Genomic DNA, 3,597 nt, shown 5'->3' with positions numbered 1-3,597 from the left:
AAAACTATAACTACCGCGCCTCCGCCCTTATGCTCCAGAATGTGGCCTATCTCCGGTTTAAAGTGATCACACTGGGTTACACCATTCCTGAGCACATTATCCGGAGAGCCAGGATAAAATCAGCCCGCGTTTACTTCAGCGGGCAGGATCTCTTTACCTTTTCAAAAGGTACTTTGGGCGGAAATTTCGACCCGGAAGACGGGTATCGTAACGAGGGCACCTATCCCTTCAACAAGGTGTATTCACTGGGCTTAAATGTTAAATTTTAATTGAAGCGCATCATGAAATTTGAACTCTCTCATTATAGAACATACCTGTTACTGTTCGCTGTTGTTTGCTGCAGCTGCAACAAGAACCTTAACCTGGTATCACAGGACAGTATTACCGATGCCACTTTCTGGAAAACAGGCAATGATTTCAAACTGGCGGCCAACAATTTGTATAATGGCCTGGACAGGTTTGGTGAAGAAGATACGGAATCGGACATTGCGTTTAATGTACCCAATTCTGTCAGCAACGGTAACCTGCAGCCATCGGAAACATCGGATCAATGGAACACCAGCTATGGATACATCAGGTCCGCCAATAATATCATTGAAAAGGGCGCAGGAACTACCGACGCAGAAATAAAAAGATATGTAGCAGAAGCAAAATTTTTCAGGGCCTGGTACTACTGGAAATTGCTGCGCATTTATGGTGGTATTCCGCTTATTACCAAAGTACTCTCTACCGGCGACCCTGAATTATTTACACCACGCGCCACCCGCATGGAAACAGCCGACCTGATCTTAAAGGACCTGGATGAAGCAAAAGAGGATTTGCCTTTGCAGTCGGACCTTTCCTCTCCGGATATCGGCAGGATAAGCAAAGGTGCAGCACTCGCCTTATCCGCCAGGGTAGCTCTTTTTGAGGGAACCTGGGAGAAGTTCCGGGGCGAAACAGGCGCCACAAAATACCTCGATAAAGCCATTGCCAGCTCGGGTGAAGTAATTAACGGCGGCGCCTACACGCTGTATACCGGCAGCGGTACACAAAGCTATCGCTACCTGTTCCTGGAACCCGGCGATGATTCAAAAGAATGTATACTGGACAGGCGGTTTGCCCGCAACATACTGGGGCATGATGCGCCTTACATGTATGACCAGGACGGCTATAACCCATCACGTAAACTGGTGGATATGTACCTTGACAAAAACGGGTTGCCCATCACGGCCGCCGGTAGTGTTTTTCACGGCTACGGTACCTTCACTTCCGAATACCAGGACAGGGACCCGAGAATGACCATGACCATGATCATCCCCGGTACACTCACCAACCGGGTATTTTACCCCGTAACCAAAATAGCTAACTGGCCGGATAAGCCCCAGCGTAACTTTAATACAGGGTATATACTGTACAAATACATGTCTGAAGACCCGGTAGCCAACAACTCCGGCCGCGCGGGAGATGCCAGCCTGTTTGATTTTGACCGTCACCTGATCCGCTATGCAGAAGTATTGCTGATTTATGCCGAAGCAGTATTTGAAAAGAATGGCGCTATCAGCGATGGTGACCTCAACCTGTCCGTAAACAAACTGCGCGACAGGGTGAATATGCCGCACCTGAGCAATGCCTTTGTGGCCACCCACCAGTTGGACATGCGCACGGAGCTCAGGCGGGAACGTACCATAGAACTGGCACTGGAAGGATTCCGGTATGATGATATCCGTCGCTGGAAAACAGCAGAAACCGAATTGCGGCAGGATATAAAAGGCATTAAGATCACTGGCACCGACTGGGCCACCAGGGCGCCTTACAGTGATCCATCTTACTTAACTAAAATAGATGCAAATGGTTTCCTTATTGCCGAGAAGGACCGGAAATTTGATCCGGCCAAAGATTATTTACAGCCATTGCCAACAAAGGAAGTAGCTTTTTATACCACTAATGGAAAAACGCTTGAACAAAATCCGGGTTGGTAACCTCCATCAACATGCGTAACTACTTTATAGCACATATGATCAGAACAAAAACAATAGCGGTGCTGCTGCTAACAGGAATATGTTTCACCAGCCTGTGTAAAACAGCCGCCGCCCAGGAGCCGAAGATCGTTAATATCGTCAATTTCATCCGCCTGCTGGAGCCAAGGGATCAGCGGATCACAGAAGAGGTGCTTTACCAAACCGTGGTAAAGCAGGTGAACATTATGCGGCAATATCATCTCACAGGCACATTCCTGTTGCAGTACGACGCCCTGATGGATCACCGGTACCAGGAACTGCTCAGGAGCTTACCCAGGGACTCGTTTGAGATAGGCGCCTGGTGGGAGCTTCCTCAACCACTGGTAGAAAAAGCGGGGCTGAAATGGAGAGGCCGTTATCCGTGGGACTGGCATGCAGATGTAGGCTTTAGCACCGGCTATACGCCTGCTGAAAGAGAAAAGATAGCAGATGCTTATATGGAAAGCTTTAAAAGCATATTCGGTTATTATCCCCGCTCCGTTGCCTCTTGGTTTATTGATGCACATACCCTGCAATACCTGTACGATAAATACAGGATCGTTGCTTCCGCAAATTGTAAAGACCAGTATGGCACCGATGGCTATACCTTATGGGGCGGCTACTGGAACCAGGCTTATTATCCGAGCAGGATCAATTCCTACATGCCGGCGCAACATGCCGGCAGCCAGATCCCGGTGCCGGTTTTCAGGATGCTGGGAAGCGACCCTATCCGCCAGTATGATCAGGGGATCAACACACAAAGACAAGGCGTGATCACCCTGGAGCCCGTATATCCGAAGGCAGGCGGCAGCGAAAATTGGGTCAGCTGGTTCTTCAAAACTTTCACAGACGATCCGGCCCTGAACTTCAATTACACCCAGGCAGGACAGGAAAATTCTTTCACCTGGGATGCCATGGCCAAAGGCTTTGAGATACAAATGCCGCTGATAGCCGCTCTTAGAGACCAGCACAAGATCAGGCTGGAAACCATGGAGCAATCCGGTAAGTGGTTCAAAGCAAACTATAAAGTAACACCGCCTACCTCCTTTTCCGTTACCAAAGACCTGGAAGGAAGCGACCGCAAAACCTTATGGTATAACAGCCGCTTCTACAGGATGAATATACTGTGGGAAGATGGCAGTTTCCGTATCCGGGACATTCATCTCTTTAACGAAAATATTCCCGATATCTATACCACCCAGGTAGCCACCTCCAATGAATGCACGTTCTTCACATTGCCGGTTGTAGACGGATACCTGTGGAGTAAACCGGGGCAGCTGGCCGGCTTACGGTTAAAGGCCCTGGTAAACGGACAGGAAGTAACATTAAAAGGCGGGGATCCCGTATTCAAAAACCTGGACCAGGAAACCGTACTGGTGTTGTGGCCACTCAGCCAAGGCGGGACTTTACAGGTGACGCTTAAAGAGAAAACCGCTGCTATAAGGCTAACAGGTAACCAGTCGCTCAACTGGTATCTTGACCTGGAAACAGCGCCAGGCGCCAAACTGCCATTCACAAACATTTCACCGCAACAGGTAGATGGCAACTTTGATGCATTTAATTACCATGTATACGCCGGTAAAGGCAGCTTCTCCAAGCCTGCTACCGGTGCAGTGTT

At 49.0% G+C, this 3,597-nt stretch carries 3 protein-coding genes; all 3 read left to right on the top strand.

Annotated elements, in window-relative coordinates:
• On the top strand, window positions 1-269 hold a 269-nt coding region (locus tag VN105_RS04880), incomplete at its 5' end, for a hypothetical protein (protein ID WP_325638495.1).
• 12 nt (window positions 270-281) lie between these two features.
• Window positions 282-1,961: a RagB/SusD family nutrient uptake outer membrane protein gene (locus VN105_RS04875; RefSeq protein WP_325638493.1), complete on the top strand. Its 1,680-nt coding sequence runs from the start codon at window positions 282-284 to the stop codon at window positions 1,959-1,961.
• 11 nt (window positions 1,962-1,972) lie between these two features.
• Window positions 1,973-3,597 (top strand): hypothetical protein (locus VN105_RS04870; protein ID WP_325638491.1); only part of this gene is annotated, 1,625 nt, incomplete at its 3' end.

Source organism: Chitinophaga sp. (genome assembly GCF_035564935.1).
In the GTDB taxonomy this organism is placed as follows: Bacteria; Bacteroidota; Bacteroidia; order Chitinophagales; family Chitinophagaceae; genus Chitinophaga.
The sequence above is the reverse complement of the archived record's forward strand: the minus strand, read 5'-3'. Positions and strand labels throughout refer to the sequence as shown.